The organism is Mesorhizobium erdmanii (assembly GCF_013170725.1).
Lineage (GTDB): Bacteria > Pseudomonadota > Alphaproteobacteria > Rhizobiales > Rhizobiaceae > Mesorhizobium > Mesorhizobium erdmanii.
Genome location: NZ_CP033361.1, coordinates 4,851,120 through 4,870,304, shown reverse-complemented (window position 1 = coordinate 4,870,304; position 19,185 = coordinate 4,851,120). Strand labels below are relative to the sequence as shown.

Sequence of the window (19,185 nt, the reverse complement as noted above, 5' to 3'; positions counted from 1 at the left end):
AATTCAAGGGTGCCCGCTGAATTCAAGTGACGCGCATGCGCTTAAGCGACGACCCTGAAGTCGCCGGGCGCGGTCCATCTCTCGATCTCGTCGACATCGATCCGTGAGACCGAAGCGCCCTTCGGGCCTTGCCAAAGACGTTCGATCATGGCCGAAACCGCGGCGTCGGCGCCGGCAAGCCATGCCGTTACAGAACCGTCTCTTTCGTTGCGCACCCAGCCCACCAGCCCAAATCCCGTCGCCTCGCCTCGCGCCCAGATCCTGTAGCCGACGCCCTGCACCTTGCCGTATACGCGGGCCTGCACCGCCCTTTTCCGATCGTTCATGCCGCGCTCCTTGCATAGAGTCTGGCGCAGGATCGAGCGAAGGCAACCGTCATGAGGGGGAGGGTATCGAATATAAGCCAGGTGTGTGCGTGAATAGCTGGCTCGCCCCAATAAATAATTGACTAGGTCAACTTTTTCGCGATGATCCGGCACGTGGAAACCTTCCGGGGCGTCTGACATGCCAGAAGATCGGAAAGCTTTGGTCAGCAATATCCGTGGGTTCAACCGGTTCTATACCGGCCTGATCGGGCTGCTCGACGAAACCTTGTCGCATAGCGCCTACACGCTGACCGAGGCGCGGGTGCTGTTCGAACTGGGCCGACGCCCCGGCAGTTTTGCCGCCAATCCTGGCGGTCCGGCAGGCTTTCTGGCGCGGGCGCTTCAAATCGATTTCGCACCAGCCGTGTCCGATATCGCCCGGGAACTCCGGCTGGATCCGGCCTACATCATGAGAATCCTTCGAAAATTCTCCGCCGCCGGTCTGATCGAAGCGCGTGCCGGCCCCGATGCTTCGCGCCGGCGTCTCCTCGCCCTTACCTTACGCGGTCAGGCTGCGCTCGCCGCACTCCAGGCGGCCGCGGATCGCGATGTCGCCCGCCTGACTGCGGATCTGGGCGACGAGGAAGCCGCCGAGTTGTCGGATATATTGGCGCGCGCCAGGCATTTGCTGGGCGGAACGCCAGCATCTGAGCGCTCCGAAATAGCCTAGTTCCCCCGCGCCGCCGCCAGCGCGCCGGGCAGTTCCTCGGCAAAAATATCGAGCTCGTGGTCGAGGCCGACGCTGACTCGGATGCAGCGGTCGAGCCCCGGCGCCATCGGTTTGCGGATGAACACGTCGCGCGACAACAGCCCCTGCAGTATCTTCAACGCGAAGGCGCCGTCATGGCCGCAATCGATGGTGACGAAATTGGTTGCGGAGGCCAGCGGCACCAACCCGTTCTGCTCGGCGATCTCAGCGATGCGTCGGCGCCCGGCAGCCACCCGCGCCACCACCGTCTCGAGATAGGCCTGGTCGGCGAGTGCCTCGACGCCGGCAATCTGCGCCATGCGACTGACGCCGTAATGGTTGCGGATTTTTTCGAAGTCGCGGATCACTTCCGCCTCCGCTACGGCATAGCCGCAGCGTATGCCGGCAAGCCCATAAGCCTTTGAAAAGGTTCGCATGCGGATGACATTCGGCCGGGAAATATCGATCGGCGGCAGGGCCGAGGCCGGACCCAATTCGCCATAGGCCTCGTCGAGCACCAGCATCGTGGTCTCCGGCAGCGCCTCGATGAAGCGGATGATTTCGCCCGCTTTCCACCAACTGCCCATCGGGTTGTCCGGGTTGGACAGATAGACCAGAGGTGCCTTTTCCCTGACCACCGCCGCAAGCAAACCATCCAGGCTCTCGCGATCGTTCTCGTAAGCGACGGTCACCAGCCGCCCGCCGACGCCGGCGATATGGAAGTTGAAGGTCGGATAGGCGCCGAGCGAGGTGACCACGGCATCGCCGGGCGCCACATACATGCGCGCCACTAGGCTGAGCAGGCCATCTATGCCTTCGCCGACAACGACGTTCTCGACGGCCACGTCGTGATGCGCGGCAGCCGCGACCTTCAGATCGAAATTGTCGGGATCGCAATACATCCATTGGTCGCGCGCGACACTCTCCATGCGGGCGATGACGCGCGGCGAAGGACCAAAACTGCTCTCATTGGCGCCGATTCGGGCGCGAAAAGCCCGCCCGCGTTCGCGCTCCTGCGCTTCCGGGCCGACAAACGGCACGGTTGAGGGAAGCGCTGCGATGAGCGGGGAAAGGGGAGGGCGCGGACGCATGGCGGAAGCTCGCGTGGAAAGGGACTTCTTGCTAGCGTGACCCGATAGCTGGCGCAAGCTCGGAGGAGCCGCCGGCAGGGAATGTGGCGTGCCTGGAAAGCCGGCATCACGTCGGATTTGCTGGATTCTCCCGCACCCTTTTGCTAGCGAGACAGGATGAGCAACCGACTGCCGCCCGCTTGGGCAAAGCACCTCAAGACCCAATCCGCGAAGAAGGCTGTATCGCTGACAGCCGCGCTTCCGAAAGCCCAACCGCCAACGATCGCCATGTCCCGCACGCATGCTGACGACATGCTTTTGAGGCAGGCCCTGGAACTGCAGCAGGCCGAACAACTGCCCGAAGCCGAGGAACTTTGCCTCACGGTTCTGGCGCGGACGCCCGAACATCCGCTAGCGCTGTATATGCTGGGGACGATGGGGCTCGGGTTCGATGACGAAAAGGCTTTGCGGTATTTTGCTCGAGCGGTGGGAGCAGAGCCTCGTAACCCCTTTTACCACCTTAGCTTGGGGGAAGCCTATCTCAAGGTGAGCGAGTTTTCGCCTGCGATCCGGCACATTGAGTACGCCTTGGCCATCAAGCCGGATCTGGTAGAAGGGCTGTGCTCCTTGGGTGATGCGTACAACGCGTTCGACAAGGCGGAAATGGCGCTACCGCTGTTCGAGAAGGCGCTGAAACTCGCGCCAGATCATTCTTTGGCCCGGATGGGGCTGTCCCACGCACTTTCAGGCCTCGGACGTATGGACGAAGCGGCGGTTCATCTGAAAAATGCGATAGAACGGCGCATCTCTTTACCGGCTGCGTATAACGCACTTGTACATACGCGGAAATACAGGGAAGAGCCGCCGGAACTCGCAGCAATCCTGGCAGAGCTTCGAGACCCGGATCACGGGTCGGAGAGTGCGGCAGCGCTTCATCACGCGGCCGGGAAAGTGCTCAATGACATGGGTCGCTACAAGGAGGCGATGGAGCACTTCAAGAAGGCAAATCAAGCTGCCGGTCATAAATTCGACTTGGAAAACTACCGTCGTTGGGTCGATGCCATGATCGAAACGTTCACGCCGGAACTGATGGCGTCAATGGCCGCTTATGGCAATTCCTCGGAGGTGCCGGTATTCGTTGTCGGCATGCCTCGCTCGGGCACGACGCTGACGGAGCAGATTTGTGCCAGCCATCCCGATGTCCATGGCGCGGGCGAACTTAGCAAGCTTAGACGAATAGCGATGGGTATTGGCCTCGGCAACCGCTTCAGCGTGAACATCGGCGAATTGGTAGCGACAATTACTGACGATCTGGCCAGGGCTTTAGCCGAGGAGCATCTTGCCTATCTGCGTGAGCGGGCTCCAGATGCTGCTCGTATAGTCGACAAGATGCCTCACAACTTCGAGCTGATCGGCCTCATCTTCCTTCTCTTCCCTAATGCGCGTATCATTCATTGCCGCCGCGATGCCATTGACAATTGCATCTCCTGCTTCGTCCTGCAATTCAGTAAAGCTCACAGCTACAGTGCCGATCTTCAGACGCTGGGACTTTACTACAGGGAATATGATCGCTTGATGCGCCATTGGCAGAGGGTTTTCCCCGGACGTATTTTCGAAAATCGCTATGAGACGCTGATCGAAAATCAGGAGGAGCAGTCTCGCCGGCTCATGGATTATCTCGGACTGCCCTGGGACGATGCCTGTCTGCGTTTCTTTGAGAGGGATAGCTCGGTAAATACCTACAGCAGGTGGCAGGTTCGTCAACCGATATACAAGTCATCCGTGAGGCGATGGAAGAATTACGGAAGTGAGATCCAGCCGCTAATTGATTCGTTGGGCGATCTTGCTGAGCTTTGACCGGCACATTTTAGCCTACAACAGGCTTTCCTAGGGGCATGTATTTAACATCGGCGGTCATTCGCCTTCGCTCCGTCCTCTGAGGCTTCCTATTGCGCCGACAAGTTTGGTAAAGATACTTGCGTGGCAAAATCCTACCGCATGAAGATCGGCCGACGCGCCTGTCAGTTCGTCCTCCTCGGGCTTGTGCGGCTGGGCGCGGACTTCTGCTCTTCGGCTGGGGTAACGGCCGCATGGAATCCTTGGGCCTTCGCTCCGCTTTGCTAGGCCGAGGATGACTACGTTGGGCGGACGCCCAAATGCAGCATTGTGCGACGGCGCCTAGGGATCCTGCCAACGGAAACGAAAAACCCGGCGGTTGCCCGCCGGGTTCCGATTTTCGCCGAAGCGAAGTCTGTTAGAACGAGCGCTGGAAGCGGAGGATACCGCCGACGCTGTTCTTCTTCGCGGCACCGGTCCAGTCGACATTGGACGGGTCGGTGGTGACATCACCGAACTTGCCATAGTGGTCGTAATCAACTTCCGCCGTAACGGTGAAGCCGGGAACGACGTCATAGGCGATGTTAGCTGCCACGCCGTAGTTCTTGAGCTGATCACCCGAAACCTGAAGGTTGAACGAGGTCTTTTCGTTGAACTTATACGTGCCGCCGGCCCAGAACGCCCAGTTGCCGCCCCAGATCTTGTAGAAACCGCGACCGTGAGCGTCGACAAAGTTCGTGGAGTCGTTATTGAGCTTGCCGTCAGAGCCGTAACCGCCCATGACGAACAGCGACAGTGCGCTGGAAACGTTGAAGTCAGCGCGCACCTTGCCGGCCACTGATTCGTAGTTGCTGTCATAAGCAACGACACCGGTGATAGCGCCCCAACCCTGCGTGTACTTCACGCCGCCGACGACATGCGGAACATAGCTGTCGATCGTACCAACCGCGCCCGAGCCCTCTTCGAGCGAGACCACGGCCGAGAAGCCGTTGCCGGCGTCGAAGTAGTACTGGACCACGTTCGTGTCGAAGTTGCCGTAGGGAACGATCGTATCCTGGATGACGTTGCCTGCGTAGCCGATGAACGTATCGAAGGCCGATTCGTCCTTACCGACGCGGAGACCACCGAGCTGGATCCAGGCGAAGTTCAGCGAAACGGCCTTGTTGTGCGCGGAGTTGACGGTCCTATCGCCAAAGGTGGTGGCGCCATAGCCGTTGTTGTTGCCGAAGTTGAAGCGTGTCTCGGTATAGGTCTTCAACGTACCGAGCTCGGTTTCCTGGCCGGTCCAGGTCTTCAGCGTGAAGCGGGCGTTCTTTTCAAAGGTGGCCTGGTCCTTGCCGCTCTGCACGTCAAAGGTACGCGCGCCATCGAACGAGCCGATATCACCCACGCCGATGTCATAACGGACATAGCCGCCGATGCGCAGGCAGGTTTCGGTGCCGGGGATATAGAAGTAGCCAGCGCCGTAGACGTCGCAGATCTTGACGTATTCAGCGGGTTCCGGCTCGGCGACGACGACGGCGTCGGCGGCGCGCGCACCGGAAACTGCGATCAGGGCCGCAGCGGAGCCGAGAAGAAGGCTCTTGATGTTCATTTTCTGACCTCCAGTCAGAATCGAACGTGGAGGTTAGAAAAAAGCAGATAGAATGGCATTTTTACGTTTTATCTCAAATAGATAGCGTAGAGGCCAGTCAGTGGGGCTCAGTTCGCCAAAATCGCTTGTTCGCAAAAGCTTTGCCCGATCCGGCCTTGAAATACCGCTCAAGCTGCCGTGCGTTGGCCTCGGTTTCGACCGCGATATACGTCTTCAAGGCGACAGGCAGATGAGCCTTGGTCGAAGTCACATAGCCTGATTGACGCGATTCGAATCGGCGTCGAAGATCGTTTGTCGACCCGACATAGACGTCACCATTGTGGAGCTGCAGGAAATAAACGTACCACATAGTCCCCCTACGCCACTTCGTAGCTTCGGGCGACACCCCACGCCCTTAGCGCTTCGGGTGGCCTGCCACCCGAAGCCCGCAGGGCGTAGGGTGGCGGAGAGGATGGGATTCGAACCCACGAGAAGCTTTTGACCTCTACTCCCTTAGCAGGGGAGCGCCTTCGACCACTCGGCCACCTCTCCGTTGCGCCGCTGGATAAAGAAAAGCGCCGGCACAATCAACAAGCCCGCGTCATTAATATGGAAAAATAACAGGCGCGCCAAACCGCGCCTTTCCCGGGGTGGGGCGGTTCTGCGGCAAATCCCTGGCCAATGACTCGCAGCCTCGCCTTGATTCCGTCCGCTGGTTGCCGGATTCGGCCGGAAACAAGCGATCGCGGCGACCGAATGGTTAACGAGAGCTTTCTGAGTGAGGCCAAATCGTGTCATTTGTGCAACAACGCCGGGGGATAGCAGCCGAACAGCCCTTTCGCCGGTACGATCGTTGTTGAACGCCGCCGGCTCATGAGTAATGTCGGTTTCGAGGAAGCGGCGCGGTGCGCATCTTTTTCGGTAGTGGGGATGGGGCAGGGAACGCTGTCCTTCAGCAAAGAATACCCAGACCCGTTTTTTAACTTTTGACTGGAGGTCAGAAAATGAACATCAAGAGCCTTCTTCTCGGCTCCGCTGCGGCGCTGATCGCAGTTTCCGGTGCGCGCGCCGCCGACGCCGTCGTCGTCGCCGAGCCGGAACCCGCTGAATACGTCAAGATCTGCGACGTCTACGGCGCTGGCTACTTCTACATCCCCGGCACCGAGACCTGCCTGCGCATCGGCGGCTATGTCCGTTATGACATCGGCGTGGGTGACAATGAATCGTTTGATGGTTCGACGACCGTCGACAAGCAGGATGGCAGCATCAACCACACGTTCCAAAAGAACGCTCGCTTCACGCTGAAGACCTGGACCGGTCAGGAAACTGAACTCGGCACCTTGAAGACCTACACCGAGACCCGTTTCAATTTCGGCAATCAGGGCGGTTTCGGCCATGGCTATTCGGTTGACGGTACTACGGTCGGCACCGGTCCGGATAACTTCGCCTACAACAAGGGCGTTTCGCTAAACTTCGCCTGGATCCAGCTCGGTGGTCTCCGCGTAGGTAAGGATGAATCGGCGTTCGATACGTTCATCGGCTACGCGGGTAATGTCATCCAGGATACGCTGGTTCCTTACGGCTCGTTCGACACCAACGTCGTTCAGTACTATTTCGATGCCGGCAATGGCTTCTCGGCCGTGGTCTCGTTGGAAGAAGGCTCTGGCGGCTACACGATTGACAGCTACGTTCCGCATGTCGTCGGTGGCGTGAAGTGGACGCAGGGTTGGGGCGCGATCACCGGTGTTGCAGCTTATGACAGCAACTTCGGCGAGTTCGCTGGCAAGGTCCGCTTGGACGTGAATGCCACCAACGAACTTTCGCTGTTCGTCATGGGCGGCTATGGCTCCGAGGATTTCAACGTTGGCGGCTTCCAGCCGAACCCGTCAGGCCACAACTTCTTCAAGTTGTGGGATGGCAACTGGGCTGTCTGGGGTGGCGGTACCTACAAGTTCAACGAGAAGACCTCGTTCAACGTCCAGGCTTCGTATGACGAAGGCAAGAAGTTCGGACTCGCGGCCAACATTGCCTACGACATCGTTCCCGGTTTCACGATCACCGGCGAAGTCGACTACATCAACGCTTCGAACAGCGACTATCACTCCAAGTTCGACGGCATCGGCGGTATCCTCCGCTTCCAGCGCTCCTTCTAAGGGCTGGTTCCTTACAGGTGAAATCCAGCCCGGGCGCGCAAACGCCCGGGCTGTTTTTGTTTCGTGATTGGATCAACGCAAACGAAGGAACAGGGGGAATCGGTAGCTGAACAGGTCCGTAGGGTTGATCTCGTGGGGCCCGCCATTGGCGAGTGAGATCACAACTTCGTGATCAAATCTCTTGAAAGGACGCTTCCAAGCAGGTAGGGCTGATCTATCCGCTCGGGGGAGTGATGAACCATGACCAACGAAGCGATCCAAGAGGGGCACTCCTCTGATCAGTTTTCGATGTTTTCTTCTCACAATTCGAAAATTAAATATACGTATAACAAGATAAGAGAAGTAAGGTCGTACAAGGTTGGAGAGCTTTTTTCAGCTTATCGAGACATACTGTGGGATGATGGGCGGCATAAATACAATGTCAGCTCGTTCATCGGCGAGATCGATGAAATTCTCCTTGGGGAGCGTTTCAGCGCCTTTGACCAGAGTACCCTGGACAACCTTATCGGCACCTTGCGCCAGCGCGGCAACAGCAACGCAACCATCAATCGAAAGATGGCTGCCCTCAGCAAACTGCTGCGCAAGGCTTACAAGATGGGAGATATCCACAGCCTGCCCGAGTTCCGCCGCCAGAAGGAGCGGGCGGGACGGATTCGCTTCCTCGAGAGGGAGGAAGAGGCGAGGCTGTTTTCTGCCATAAGAAGCCGCAGCGAGGATGCCTACAGGCTTTCCGTCTTCCTGGTCGATACCGGATGCCGCCTTGGCGAGGCGCTCGGTCTGATCTGGAACGACATCCAGGAACACCGCGTCTCCTTCTGGATCACCAAATCCGGCCGCAGCCGTACCATTCCGATGACCGAACGGGTCAAGGAAGTCATCAAGCTGCCTCCGGCCGAAGGACGCCGCCCCAAAGGCCCGTTCACTAAGTTCAGCCAGGCTCAGTACCGTGCCATCTGGAACGAGGCGAAAGCCGAAGTCGGCCTCGCTGCTGACGACCAGGTCGTTCCGCACATCCTGCGTCACACCTGCGCCTCGCGTCTTGTCCAGGGCGGCATCGACATCAGGCGCGTGCAGATGTGGCTTGGCCACCAGACGCTGTCGATGACCATGCGCTATGCGCATCTGGCCACCAATGATCTCGATGGCTGCGTTACCGTGCTCGAGACGCCTCGTTCCAACGCAGCCGACAGCGATTCGGCACTTGCGCCACCTGCATCGAAGCCACGCAAGCAGGAAAAGGCGCCCAGGCAGGAAAAGAAGAGCGATCAGGGCGAAGAGACGTCGCCGCCTAAGGCCGCCCGGAGAAGCTCAAAATCCCGGTAGATAGGTCGAATGAACAAGAAGGCTGGTGATCAAGACCGATCACCAGCCTTCTTCCTTGGGCCCCCCTGTCTTTCCGCGCGAGCGAGAAAGTCCGCGATATCGTCGGGCAAGTTGCCGGTTTCGAGGAACGGCGCGTGGCCCTGGCCCTCGACCGTGATCGCTTCCATCGCCGGATGGTGCTCTCGCATTTGCCGCATGGTTTCCGCGGACAGCAGTCTCGAATTGGCGCCGCGGACGGTGAGCAAGGGAATGGCCGCCAGTGCGTCGAACTGCGGCCACAGCGCCGGCAACGGCTGCGACAGGTCGAGACTGGCCACCGTGTCGACCAGTTTGGGATCGAAATCCGGCAACAGCCCTTGATCCGTCTCGCGATAGAGCGCCCCCACCATTCGTGTCCAGTCGAGGTCGGTGAGCGCGGGAAAATCCTTGCCGTGAACGCTGCGCTGGGCAGCCACCAGCTCGACCAGAGTTTTCGGCTTGGGCGTGCGTTCGAGATAGGACTGGATGTGGGCGAGGCCGGCCGGTTCGATCACCGGGCCGATGTCGTTGAGGACAATGGCCCTCAGCGCCGCCGGCCGCAGGGCGCCGAGCACATGGATGATCAGCCCGCCGCGCGAGGTGCCGATGAAAGCCGCCTCCTCGATACCGAGTGCGGTCAGCCCGGCAAGGATGTCGCCAGCCTCGGCGCCGACACTATAATGGCTGACGTCGGGATCGTACGCCGACTGTCCGCGCCCGCGATAGTCGAAGGCAACCACTTTGCGCGGCATCGAGGATCGCGTCGAAAGATAAACTGCCAGCTCATGAAAATCCCGCGCATTGCGGGTCAGGCCAGGCAGGCAGACGACAGGCCAGTGTCCGGAATTCGCTTCGCCATAGACGCGGGCGTGGAGCTTGAGCCCGTCAGGCGCAGTGTAGAAAAAGTCGGAGAAACCGTCGTCGCTCGCCATCTGAGTGCTGCCCTTGCTGGATCGGTCCGACAGCTACAGGCGAGGAGAAGGATCGTCAAATGAACGCGCCTTCCTTCTTTCCCTTGTTTGGGCCGGAGGTGTGCGAGGACATCGCGAGCAGTTTTGCATGTTGCGCAACGAGGGGGGCGGGATGCCGTTCGAGGACAAAAGCGCGATGTCTCCGGTCCAGATAAAGGGGAGAGGAAGAGCCTCAGCTGCGCCCGTTCACGAGGTCGCCGACAATGTCGTATTTGCCGGAAATACGCATTTTGTAGACTTCGTAATTCTCCATCACGCGCTGTACGTAACTTCTTGTTTCCGTGTAGGGAATCCGCTCGATCCAGTCGACCACCGCGTCGATGTCCTTGCCGCGCGGGTCGCCGTATTTCGCCACCCACTGGCTGGCCCGGTTGGGGCCGGCATTGTAGCCGGCGAAGGTCAGCACGTAGGAGCCGTTGAAGCGGTCGAGCTGCTCGCCGAGGAAGGCTGAACCGAGTGTTGCGTTATAGCCGGCGTCGGTGGTCAGCCGCGCCTGCGAAAACTGCAGTCCGGCCTTCTTGGCCAGTTGCTTGGCGGTTCCCGGCATCAACTGCAGCAGCCCGCGCGCGCCGGCACTGGATACGGCGCCAACGTTGAACTCGCTCTCCTGGCGGGCGATCGCATAGGCCAGTGCCTTGCCCGAGCCGGAAATATTGGCCGAATCGGGGATGACGCCGAGCGGGTGCGACAGCGCGCCGACATCGATGCCGCGTGCCCCGGCGATCTTGCCGATTTTCAGCGCCATGAAATGGTTGTCCTGCTTTTCGGCAAGGACAGCGAGCAGCGCCAGTTCGCCCGGGCTGGTCAACTGCCCGGCGAGGTCGCGATAGAGCGTTTCGGCATAGCGGTCGTAGCCGGCATCCTGCAGCCGCCTGATGGCGCTGACAGCCTCGCGGCCGGCAAAATTCTGCCGGTCGGCGGCACTTGCCGAAGGATAGACGATGTTGAGCACCTGCCGCCCGACGCGTTCGGCGGCAAGCTGGCCGTAAAAAGTCGTGCCATAGGCGGCTGCACGGCCAAAATAGTCCTTGGCATTGCCCGGACCGCCAACTTCCGCCGCACGGCCGAGCCAGTAATAGGCGCGCGACAACGTCATCGGCCCTTGGGCAAGGTCGGCAATGCGCGAAAAATGCGTTGCGGCAAGCGTGGGGTCGTTCAGGCCGCGCAGTGCATACCAGCCGGCATGGAATTCGGCCTCGGCCGCATTGGCAGCACTTTCCGCGGCGTGCGTGGCGACGATCTTGTAGGCGGTCTTCATGTCGCCCTGGTCGACCAGTTCGCGCGACAGCACCCGGCGCTCGACCCACCAGGCGTCCGGATCGACCAGGGCCTCGCGGTCCGTCGGTGCCTTCATCACGACGGCGGCGGCACCGGCAAAATCCTCCTGCTTGCGCAGATATTCGGCCTGCGCAAAGAAGTAGCCGGCCGACCGCTGGGATGCCGGCACAGCCTTGAGCAGTTTCAACGCATTCTTGTCGCCTCTATCGGCGGCGGCCCATGCCTCGGCGAATTGCTCGGCGCCGGCAAGGCCGGCGATGCGCAGCGCGGAGTTCACCCGATCGGCATAGAACATGCGGTCCATGCGAAAACGGTGATCGGCGGCAGGGATCAGGCCGCCGAATTCCTTGATCAGAGCCGTCTCGTCCTTGGCTTCAAGGATCGTGGTGCGCCAGAACGGCGACAGCACCGAGCGTGCCGCCTTGACGTTGCCCGTCGCCACATAGGCGCGGGCGAGGACCATGACGCCTTCGAACGTCTGCGGCTGGCTGCCGTCGAATGCCGCAATGACAATGTCGGGGGCGGGATTTTCGCGGTAGAGCGCGCGCTCGCTGTTCCTGCGCAAGGCGACGGTGCCGGGCCAGTTGGGCAGCATCTTGGCGGCGGCGGCGATGTCGCCGCTCGGAACCTTGTCGCCGCCGTAAAGCGCGATCGCCCAAGCCAGTATGTGCTGGTCGAGGGATTGAGCGGGAAGCGCATCGCGCACACTGCGGGCGGTGGGAATATTACCGGCCGCCAGAGCGTCCAGTCCGCTCTTCAACATCGCGACGCTGGGCGGAGGGGCCTGCTGGACCTGCGGGCTTGGCATCGGGATGGCCGAGGTTACCCGCGCATCGACGCTGCCGCTGATCGCCACACCGGGCATCAGCGCGGCGATGGCGCCAAGCAGCGCGAAGAGGTGGGGCCGACTGGTCGGCATGATCTGGTGTCTTTCCTCAGTCGAGCATTCTACCAGCAGGCGAAGATGCCTCGAAGCCTAAACTTAGGTCGTGAAGGGCTCGTAAACAAAGAGTTATCGAGGCCGTTCGAATTGCGCTTGCTGGCATCATGCCAATGCTTGCCGCGCAACCATGTCGAGACTATGGTGCGCCGCTTCGCTTTCGGTTAGAAGGCGCGCACGACAAACTGATCGACAAAACACCGATGCATGTCGCCCAAAAGTGGTTACCGGTTTCGGTGCAACGACATGCACGGACAAAGAAGTCCCAAGGAGTTGGACGACATGCTGAGAGGCTCGCTTACTGCGCTCGTGACACCGTTCGAAAAGAGCGGGCGTTTCGACGAGAAAGCCTTTCGCGCTTTCGTCGAATGGCAGCTTGCCGAGGGCACGACGGGTCTGGTTCCCGTGGGCACGACCGGCGAGTCGCCGACGCTGTCGCATGACGAGCACCGCTATGTCGTCAAGGTCTGTATCGAGGTCGCCAACGGCCGCGCTCCGGTCGTTGCCGGCGCCGGCTCCAACAACACCGCTGAGGCCGTCGGCCTCGTTCAATATGCCGAAAAGGCCGGCGCCGATGCCGCCTTGGTCGTAACGCCCTACTATAACAAGCCGACCCAGCGCGGCCTCTATGAGCATTTCGCCGCCGTCGCCAGGGCGACCAAGCTGCCGATAATCATCTACAACATCCCGCCGCGTTCGGTGATCGACCTGATGCCGGAGACGATGGGCCGGCTGGCCCACGACTTCAAGAACATCGTTGGCGTCAAGGACGCCACTGGCAAGGTCGAGCGTGTTTCCGAGCAGCGCATGACCTGCGGGAAGGATTTCATCCAGCTTTCCGGCGAGGATGCCTCGGCGCTCGGCTTCAACGCGCATGGCGGTGTCGGCGCCATTTCGGTGACGTCGAACGTCGCGCCGCGGCTCTGCGCCGAATTCCAGGAAGCAACGCTCTCCGGTGACAGCGCCAAAGCGCTGGAATTGCAGGACCGCCTGCTGCCATTGCACAAGGCGATCTTCCTGGAGCCGGGCGTGTCCGGCGCCAAATACGCGCTGTCGAAGCTCGGCAAGGTCGAGAACGTGCTGCGGTCGCCGTTGGTGACGGTCGAACAGTCGACCGCCGAAAAGATCGATGCGGCGATGAAGCACGCCGGCTTGATAAACTAGGGATGAGGCGCCACCTCTCCGCATTATGAATCAAGTCAGAAAAGCCGATCCCAACAACAAGACCGTTGCGGAGAACCGCAAGGCGCGGTTCTCGTATGAGGTGCTCGACACGATCGAGGCCGGCTTGGTGCTGACCGGCACCGAGGTCAAGTCGCTGCGGCAGGGCCAGGCCAATATCCAGGAGAGCTACGCCTCGGTGGAAGGCGGCGAGATCTGGCTGATCAATTCCTATCTGCCGGAATATTTGCAGGCCAACCGCTTCAACCATGAACCGCGCCGGCGCCGCAAACTCCTGCTCAACAAGCGCGAGATGGCCAAGCTGTCGCAAAGCGTCGACCGCGAAGGCATGACGCTGGTGCCGCTGAAAATCTATTTCAACGATCAGGGCCGCGCCAAGCTCTTGCTTGCCGTGGGGCGCGGCAAGAAGCTGCACGACAAACGCGAAACCGAAAAGCAGCGCGACTGGTCGCGTGAGAAGGGGCGGTTGCTGAAGGAACGTGGGTGAGGAGTGGTCCACGAAGCGGACGAAAAGCCAACGATTTGGCTTTTCGAGCGACGAACGGTGAAGGCCCGGTCCGCCTTCGGGCGGATCAAAAGGTCCAGTGGACATTTTGAAGGGGCTGAACGCCCGAAGGGCAGGGAGCCGTAGCGAAGGGGCGGGCATCGGCTGATAGCCCTGGAAAAGCAACTGTTTGGCTTTCACGTTTCGAACAAAGTACCAGAGGGGACAGTCTTGAAGAACCGGATCATCCTCTGGGGATCGGTCAGCCTGGTTTTTGCAGCTCTGGTCGCGGCTGGCGGTTTGGTCTACTTCCACACTTTTTCTCCCGACCGTGGCAAGTACCCGGTCAGAGGCATCGACGTTTCCCATCATCAGGGCCAGATCGACTGGCGGCGCGTTGCTGGCGATGATGTCGCCTTCGCCGTCATCAAGGCGACCGAAGGTGGCGATCATGTCGATCGCGCCTTTGCCACCAATCTGCGTGAGGCTCGTGCGGCTGGCCTTGCCGTTGGCGCCTATCATTTCTTCACCTTCTGCCGGCCCGGCGCCGACCAGGCGAAAAATTTCATCTCGGGCGTGCCGCACGATCAGCCCTTGCTGCCGCCGGTGGTCGACATAGAGTTCGGCGGCAACTGTCCACAGCGTCCATCGCCCGAACAGTTGAATGCCGAGCTCGGGGCTTTCCTGGGACCTGTCGAGGCGACGTTCGGCAAACCGGCGATCGTCTATCTGACCGACGAGGCCGAGGCCGCCTATGCCGGACGGATCGCCGCCCGCCCGCTCTGGCTTCGCTCGCTGCTCGTCGAACCAGACCGCCACGACTGGGTCTATTGGCAGTATCACAACAGGGGGCGCGTGGACGGCATTTTGGGCGATGTCGATTTGAACGTGCTGCAGGGTGGGCAAGAGAGGTTGGCCGAGCTGTTTGCGCCGGTGCCTTGAAGCCTGACTCTATGCCTTCAGGAACGCCGCGATCTCGCTGAAGACATTGACGAACATTTCTTCCGTCAAGACCCCGGTATTGGTGTTGTAGCGCGAGCAGTGGTAGCTGGAAAACAGCGTGATGCCACCAGCTGGTAATTGCCCGCCATGCTTGAACGGATAGGCGGCGACGCGCCCGCCGAGTGCACGCACCGTGGATTGATGGGCGATCGATCCCAGTGCCAGCACGGCGCGAAGCTTTGGGAAGCTGGCGATCGTCGGCACCAGGAATGTCCGGCAGGTGGAGATTTCGGCGCCGACAGGCTTGTTCTCCGGTGGCACACAGCGCACCGCATTGGTGATCGCGGTGCCGACAAGCTCCAACCCGTCATCGGGCCGTGCCTTGAACTCGCCGCGCGCGAAGCCGTGGGCAATCAATGTCGAATAGAGCAGGTCGCCGGCATAGTCGCCGGTGAACGGGCGTCCGGTGCGGTTGGCGCCTCGCAGGCCCGGCGCCAATCCGACGATCAGCAGCTGAACCGCCGCTTCGCCTTCGGGCGGCAAAAAAGTCGGCACCGGCGCGTTGAACCAGGATGGCTCACGCTGCCGCCACTCTGCGATAAAATCATGCAGCCGTGGGCAGAGCGGGCAGTCGCGGTTCGGTTCGGAAGTGGAGAGGGCGGTCAAGGCGACCGGCCTCAGTAGTCGTCCTCGTCGACTTCAGCCGGCTCGGGCCGCCGCACGGGCCTTTCAGAAGGATCGCGGCCGACCTCGTTCTTCAGTGTCGTCAGGTCGATGAAATGGTCGGCTTGGCGCCGCAGATCGTCCGAGATCATCGGTGGCTGCGAGGCCATGGTCGAGACGATCGACACCTTGCGGCCACGCCGCTGCAGCGCCTCCACCAGTGTGCGGAAATCACCGTCGCCGGAAAAGATGACATAGTGGTCGACGACATCGGCGAGTTCCAGCGCATCGACTGTAAGTTCGATGTCCATATTGCCCTTGATCTTGCGGCGGCCGGTCGAGTCGGTGAATTCCTTGGCCGGCTTGGTGACGACCTTGAAGCCGTTATAGTCGAGCCAGTCGATCAGCGGACGGATCGAGGAGTATTCCTGATCCTCCACCAACGCCGTGTAATAGTAGGCGCGCAACAGATACCCGCGCTTCTGGAAGCTGGACAGGAGCTTGCGATAATCGATGTCGAAGCCGAGCGCCCGTGAGGTTGCGTAGAGGTTGGCACCGTCGATGAACAGGGCGATTTTTTCGCGAGGGTCGAACATGGAAAATATCCTTTTCGAAAAATGCGGCCGTCTAAACGAAATGCGATAGCGACAATCGGTCAGGCTCATAATAAACCGGCTGACCTTGTCCATCCGAGATAACGCCAGTTTGGCGGCAATCCAAGGCGTGATGGGGCAATGCAAGCAATTGTGATCGCGGCGTCGAACGAAGCGCGCGCCCCGCTTTTGCCAAATCCGGTCTCTGGACAGGGGATTATGCGCCCAGCGGCCTCGCCAATGCCATCATGCTTGTATTTCGGCGGCATTCGGGTTATGGACCGCGCCTGTTTTCCACTAAATCCAGGCATGAAAGGGGCAGTCCATGGCCCGCGTAACCGTTGAAGATTGCATCGACAAGGTCGACAACCGCTTCGAGCTGGTGCTTTTGGCTGGCCACCGTGCTCGCCAGATCAGCCAGGGCGCGCAGATCACCGTTCCTCGCGACAACGACAAGAACCCGGTCATCGCCTTGCGCGAGATCGCCGACGAGACGCTGTCGCCCGACGATCTCAAGGAGGATCTGATCCATTCGCTGCAGAAGCATGTCGAGGTCGACGAGCCCGAAGCCGATGGCGAGGTGATCGCCGATCAGACCGGCGGCGCCGTTGCGGCCGCCGATACCGACGACGCCGAGGAGAATGTCACGTTCGATCGGATGACCGAGGAAGACCTGCTGGCCGGTATCGAGGGGCTGGTGCCGCCGGAAAAGAGCGACGATTACTAAGAGGGCTCTCGGGAAGCGCCTGGATCAAGCATCCGGCACTTCCGTCCTTGCAGTTTCGTGGCTATCTATGACATGCGCCGTACAGCAGTGCGGCGCATGATTCATTTCATCTCCGCGAGATTGTGCCCATGATGCGTCAGTATGAGCTTGTCGAGCGCGTCCAGCGCTACAAGCCTGACGTCAACGAGGCGCTGCTCAACAAGGCCTATGTCTATGCCATGCAGAAGCATGGCCACCAGAAGCGCGCTTCTGGCGACCCCTATTTTTCGCATCCGCTCGAAGTCGCCGCCATCCTCACCGAAATGCACATGGACGAGGCGACCATCGCCGTCGCCCTGCTGCATGACACCATAGAGGACACCACGGCGACGCGGGCCGAGATCGACGACCTGTTCGGCCCGGAGATGGGCAAGCTGGTCGAGGGCCTGACCAAGCTGAAGAAGCTCGATCTCGTCTCCAAGAAGGCCGAGCAGGCGGAAAACCTGCGCAAGCTCTTGCTGGCGATCTCGGAAGATGTGCGCGTCTTGCTGGTCAAGCTCGCCGACCGTTTGCACAACATGCGCACCCTCGACCATATGCCCGAGGCCAAGCGCCTGCGCATTGCCGAGGAGACGATGGACATCTACGCGCCGCTGGCCGGGCGCATGGGCATGCAAGGCATGCGCGAGGAACTGGAAGAGATCGCCTTCCGCTTTATCAATCCGGAAGCCCACCGCGCCGTTACGGCGCGGCTTGCCGAGATCTTCGAGCGCAACAAGGGCGTGCTGACCGACATTGAAAAGGCGCTGTCGGCGCTGTTTGAAAAGCATGCCATCAACGCCGGCGTGAAGAGCCGGCAGAAGAAGCCCTGGTCGGTATTCCGCAAGATGGAGGCCAAGGCGCTTTCCTTCGAGCAGCTGTCCGATATTTTCGGCTTCCGTGTCGTCGTCGATACGGTCGAGGACTGCTATCGCGCGCTCGGCGCCATTCACACCACATGGTCGATGGTGCCCGGCCGCTTCAAGGATTACATCTCGACGCCGAAGCAGAACGATTACCGTTCGATCCACACCACCATCGTCGGGCCCTCGCGCCAGCGCGTCGAGTTGCAGATCCGTACCCGCGAGATGAACAAGATCGCCGAATACGGCGTCGCGGCACACTCGATCTACAAGGACACCGGCGGCAAGACCAACGGGGCCGGCCATGCGATCTCCAAGGAGACCAACGCCTATGCCTGGCTGCGACGCACCATCGAGCAGCTCGCCGAGGGCGACAATCCCGAGGATTTCCTCGAAAACACCAAGCTCGAACTATTCCAGGACCAGGTGTTCTGCTTCACCCCGAAAGGCATGCTGATCGCGTTGCCGCGCGGAGCCACGCCCATCGATTTCGCCTATGCGGTGCACACCGATGTCGGCGACACCTGCGTCGGCGCCAAGGTCAATGGCCGCATCATGCCGCTGATGACGGAACTGAAGAACGGCGACGAAGTCGAGATCATCCGTTCCAAGGCGCAAGTGCCGCCGGCCGCCTGGGAATCGGTCGTCGTCACCGGCAAGGCGCGCGCCGCCATCCGCCGCGCCACCAAGAACGCTATCCGCAAGCAGTATTCGGGCCTTGGCGCCCGTATTCTGGAGCGCGCCTTCGAACGGGCCGGCAAGAATTTCACCAAGGAAAGCCTGAAACCGGTGCTACACCGGCTGGCGCGCAAGGACATCGAGGATGTGCTGGCATCCGTCGGCCGCGGCGAACTGGCCTCCACCGACGTCATGAAGGCGGTCTTCCCCGACTACAAGGACGAGCGTGTCACACAGGCGGCACCCAAACAGCGCGAGGAGGGCTGGTCGAAGATCCGCAACGCCGCCGGCATGCTGTTCCAGATCCCGGGCCGCGCTGCGCGCAAGGACAAGGACCAGCCCCGCGACGGCGCCGTGCCGATCCGCGGCGTGCGCGGCGACCTGCCGGTGCGCTTCGCGCCGGAAGGGGCCGTGCCGGGCGACCGCATCGTCGGCATCGTCCAGCCGGGCACCGGCATCACCATCTATCCGATCCAGTCGCCGGCACTGCAGGCCTTCGACGACCAGCCTGAGCGCTGGATCGACGTGCGCTGGGACATCGACGAACGCACCAAGGAACGTTTTCCCGCGCGCGTCTCGGTCACCGCCATCAATGCACCGGGCTCGCTTGCCGATATCGCCCAGGTCGTCGCGTCCAACGACGCCAACATCCATACGCTGTCGATGGTGCGCACCGCGCCCGACTTCACCGAAATGCTGATCGATCTCGAGGTCTGGGACCTGAAGCATCTCAACCGACTGCTGTCGCAGCTCAAGGACAATTCCAGCGTCAGCGATGCACGGCGTGTGAATGGCTGACATCGCTGATCTATGTGGGGAT

At 60.7% G+C, this 19,185-nt stretch carries 17 protein-coding genes and 1 tRNA gene; 9 read left to right on the top strand and 9 right to left on the bottom strand.

Going from position 1 to position 19,185, the window contains the following annotated elements; translation table 11 throughout:
* Window positions 1-41 precede the first annotated feature (41 nt).
* Window positions 42-326 carry an acylphosphatase gene (locus EB233_RS23815; RefSeq protein ID WP_064991794.1) on the bottom strand — a complete coding sequence of 95 codons (285 nt, stop codon included), beginning with the start codon at window positions 324-326 and terminating at the stop codon, window positions 42-44.
* A gap of 178 nt (window positions 327-504) precedes the next feature.
* Here EB233_RS23815 and EB233_RS23810 point away from each other — a divergent pair, with 178 nt between their 5' ends.
* Window positions 505-1,035, top strand: coding sequence for a MarR family transcriptional regulator (locus tag EB233_RS23810; RefSeq protein WP_064991793.1), 531 nt, complete (start codon window positions 505-507; stop codon window positions 1,033-1,035).
* On the opposite strand, the gene EB233_RS23805 is transcribed toward EB233_RS23810, so the two are convergent.
* Window positions 1,032-2,144 (bottom strand): pyridoxal phosphate-dependent aminotransferase, encoded by a 1,113-nt coding sequence (locus tag EB233_RS23805; protein ID WP_064991792.1) that lies wholly within the window; start codon window positions 2,142-2,144, stop codon window positions 1,032-1,034. The genes EB233_RS23810 and EB233_RS23805 overlap by 4 nt on opposite strands.
* 156 nt (window positions 2,145-2,300) lie before the next feature.
* On the opposite strand from EB233_RS23805, the gene EB233_RS23800 reads away from it, so the two are divergent.
* A complete protein-coding gene (locus tag EB233_RS23800) occupies window positions 2,301-3,980 on the top strand; it encodes a tetratricopeptide repeat-containing sulfotransferase family protein (protein WP_064991791.1) in 1,680 nt (559 codons plus the stop codon).
* A gap of 397 nt (window positions 3,981-4,377) precedes the next feature.
* Here EB233_RS23800 and EB233_RS23795 read toward each other — a convergent pair whose 3' ends face one another.
* The 3 genes from EB233_RS23795 to EB233_RS23785 all read right to left on the bottom strand — a co-directional run bounded on the left by EB233_RS23795 (window position 4,378) and on the right by EB233_RS23785 (window position 6,084).
* Entirely contained in the window at window positions 4,378-5,553 is a 1,176-nt protein-coding gene (locus EB233_RS23795; protein WP_064991790.1) for a porin, read from the bottom strand.
* 97 nt (window positions 5,554-5,650) lie between these two features.
* Entirely contained in the window at window positions 5,651-5,902 is a 252-nt protein-coding gene (locus EB233_RS23790; protein ID WP_064991789.1) for a GIY-YIG nuclease family protein, read from the bottom strand.
* A gap of 91 nt (window positions 5,903-5,993) precedes the next feature.
* Window positions 5,994-6,084: transfer RNA gene (locus EB233_RS23785), tRNA-Ser, on the bottom strand.
* 452 nt (window positions 6,085-6,536) lie between these two features.
* On the opposite strand from EB233_RS23785, the gene EB233_RS23780 reads away from it, so the two are divergent.
* Entirely contained in the window at window positions 6,537-7,685 is a 1,149-nt protein-coding gene (locus tag EB233_RS23780; protein ID WP_064991788.1) for a porin, read from the top strand.
* Between the two features lie 288 nt (window positions 7,686-7,973).
* The gene (locus EB233_RS23775) at window positions 7,974-9,008 is read left to right on the top strand and encodes a tyrosine-type recombinase/integrase (protein ID WP_425487740.1); all 1,035 of its coding nucleotides are present in this window, start codon (window positions 7,974-7,976) and stop codon (window positions 9,006-9,008) included.
* 29 nt (window positions 9,009-9,037) lie between these two features.
* On the opposite strand, the gene EB233_RS23770 is transcribed toward EB233_RS23775, so the two are convergent.
* Together EB233_RS23770 and EB233_RS23765 are read right to left on the bottom strand one after the other, a co-directional pair.
* Window positions 9,038-9,958 carry an alpha/beta fold hydrolase gene (locus tag EB233_RS23770; RefSeq protein WP_064991786.1) on the bottom strand — a complete coding sequence of 307 codons (921 nt, stop codon included), beginning with the start codon at window positions 9,956-9,958 and terminating at the stop codon, window positions 9,038-9,040.
* A gap of 211 nt (window positions 9,959-10,169) precedes the next feature.
* Entirely contained in the window at window positions 10,170-12,194 is a 2,025-nt protein-coding gene (locus EB233_RS23765) for a lytic transglycosylase domain-containing protein (protein ID WP_064991785.1), read from the bottom strand.
* Window positions 12,195-12,497: 303 nt separating this feature from the next.
* On the opposite strand from EB233_RS23765, the gene dapA reads away from it, so the two are divergent.
* The 3 genes from dapA (at window position 12,498) to EB233_RS23750 (ending at window position 14,823) form a co-directional block, all read left to right on the top strand.
* Window positions 12,498-13,379 carry a 4-hydroxy-tetrahydrodipicolinate synthase gene (gene dapA / locus EB233_RS23760; RefSeq protein WP_064991902.1) on the top strand — a complete coding sequence of 294 codons (882 nt, stop codon included), beginning with the start codon at window positions 12,498-12,500 and terminating at the stop codon, window positions 13,377-13,379.
* 25 nt (window positions 13,380-13,404) lie between these two features.
* Window positions 13,405-13,884, top strand: coding sequence for an SsrA-binding protein SmpB (smpB, locus tag EB233_RS23755; RefSeq protein WP_027053368.1), 480 nt, complete (start codon window positions 13,405-13,407; stop codon window positions 13,882-13,884).
* A gap of 228 nt (window positions 13,885-14,112) precedes the next feature.
* Entirely contained in the window at window positions 14,113-14,823 is a 711-nt protein-coding gene (locus tag EB233_RS23750; protein WP_064991784.1) for a glycoside hydrolase family 25 protein, read from the top strand.
* A 9-nt stretch (window positions 14,824-14,832) separates the two neighbouring features.
* On the opposite strand, the gene EB233_RS23745 is transcribed toward EB233_RS23750, so the two are convergent.
* Complete coding sequence (locus tag EB233_RS23745; RefSeq protein WP_064991783.1) at window positions 14,833-15,489, bottom strand: uracil-DNA glycosylase; 657 nt, start codon at window positions 15,487-15,489, stop codon at window positions 14,833-14,835.
* Window positions 15,490-15,500: 11 nt separating this feature from the next.
* Window positions 15,501-16,082, bottom strand: a complete 582-nt coding sequence (locus EB233_RS23740; RefSeq protein WP_010915096.1) for a LabA-like NYN domain-containing protein — start codon at window positions 16,080-16,082, stop codon at window positions 15,501-15,503.
* A gap of 322 nt (window positions 16,083-16,404) precedes the next feature.
* On the opposite strand from EB233_RS23740, the gene rpoZ reads away from it, so the two are divergent.
* Both rpoZ and EB233_RS23730 read left to right on the top strand, forming a co-directional pair.
* On the top strand, window positions 16,405-16,806 hold the full coding sequence (gene rpoZ / locus EB233_RS23735) for a DNA-directed RNA polymerase subunit omega (RefSeq protein WP_013896382.1): 402 nt from the start codon (window positions 16,405-16,407) through the stop codon (window positions 16,804-16,806).
* Between the two features lie 128 nt (window positions 16,807-16,934).
* Window positions 16,935-19,163, top strand: coding sequence for a RelA/SpoT family protein (locus tag EB233_RS23730; RefSeq protein ID WP_027053365.1), 2,229 nt, complete (start codon window positions 16,935-16,937; stop codon window positions 19,161-19,163).
* The last annotated feature ends 22 nt before the right edge of the window (window positions 19,164-19,185 follow it).

Excerpts from the sequence above, each read along its gene's own strand:
- EB233_RS23815 (WP_064991794.1), bottom strand. The coding sequence starts at position 326 with ATGAACGATCGGAAAAGGGCGGTGCAGGCCCGCGTATACGGCAAGGTG.
- EB233_RS23810 (WP_064991793.1), top strand. The coding sequence starts at position 505 with ATGCCAGAAGATCGGAAAGCTTTGGTCAGCAATATCCGTGGGTTCAAC.
- EB233_RS23805 (WP_064991792.1), bottom strand. The coding sequence starts at position 2,144 with ATGCGTCCGCGCCCTCCCCTTTCCCCGCTCATCGCAGCGCTTCCCTCA.
- EB233_RS23800 (WP_064991791.1), top strand. The coding sequence starts at position 2,301 with ATGAGCAACCGACTGCCGCCCGCTTGGGCAAAGCACCTCAAGACCCAA.
- EB233_RS23795 (WP_064991790.1), bottom strand. The coding sequence starts at position 5,553 with ATGAACATCAAGAGCCTTCTTCTCGGCTCCGCTGCGGCCCTGATCGCA.
- EB233_RS23790 (WP_064991789.1), bottom strand. The coding sequence starts at position 5,902 with ATGTGGTACGTTTATTTCCTGCAGCTCCACAATGGTGACGTCTATGTC.
- EB233_RS23780 (WP_064991788.1), top strand. The coding sequence starts at position 6,537 with ATGAACATCAAGAGCCTTCTTCTCGGCTCCGCTGCGGCGCTGATCGCA.
- EB233_RS23775 (WP_425487740.1), top strand. The coding sequence starts at position 7,974 with ATGTTTTCTTCTCACAATTCGAAAATTAAATATACGTATAACAAGATA.
- EB233_RS23770 (WP_064991786.1), bottom strand. The coding sequence starts at position 9,958 with ATGGCGAGCGACGACGGTTTCTCCGACTTTTTCTACACTGCGCCTGAC.
- EB233_RS23765 (WP_064991785.1), bottom strand. The coding sequence starts at position 12,194 with ATGCCGACCAGTCGGCCCCACCTCTTCGCGCTGCTTGGCGCCATCGCC.
- dapA (WP_064991902.1), top strand. The coding sequence starts at position 12,498 with ATGCTGAGAGGCTCGCTTACTGCGCTCGTGACACCGTTCGAAAAGAGC.
- smpB (WP_027053368.1), top strand. The coding sequence starts at position 13,405 with ATGAATCAAGTCAGAAAAGCCGATCCCAACAACAAGACCGTTGCGGAG.
- EB233_RS23740 (WP_010915096.1), bottom strand. The coding sequence starts at position 16,082 with ATGTTCGACCCTCGCGAAAAAATCGCCCTGTTCATCGACGGTGCCAAC.
- rpoZ (WP_013896382.1), top strand. The coding sequence starts at position 16,405 with ATGGCCCGCGTAACCGTTGAAGATTGCATCGACAAGGTCGACAACCGC.
- EB233_RS23730 (WP_027053365.1), top strand. The coding sequence starts at position 16,935 with ATGATGCGTCAGTATGAGCTTGTCGAGCGCGTCCAGCGCTACAAGCCT.